Raw genomic sequence first — 262 nt, forward strand, 5'->3', positions numbered from 1 at the left:
GCCTGCTTCTTTGTGATCGCATAATGGAAAGTGTGAGCAAGAAAAGAATGATGTGAACTTGCCCACTCGTGGTTTTAATATCCCAGTGGTACATCGGACACAGTTAATTTGTTCAAACAAGGATTGCACCAAAGACGTACTAAATTCTTGTTGTTCAACGGCATAATCTTGTTGGATCAGTTCCACAATAAATGGGCTCACATTGGTCATATCGGCGATAACGTAAACTCGGTGCTTTGCGCGGGTTAGCGCGACATAAAAT

1 protein-coding gene is annotated in these 262 nt (G+C 42.4%); it reads right to left on the reverse strand.

Translation table 11 applies throughout. The features are described from left to right. On the reverse strand, positions 1-262 hold a 262-nt coding region (locus AAEY88_RS14125), incomplete at both ends, for a hypothetical protein (protein ID WP_350563394.1).

Origin of the sequence: Psychrobacter sp. CAL346-MNA-CIBAN-0220 (genome assembly GCF_040309805.1) — a bacterium.
GTDB lineage: Bacteria > Pseudomonadota > Gammaproteobacteria > Pseudomonadales > Moraxellaceae > Psychrobacter.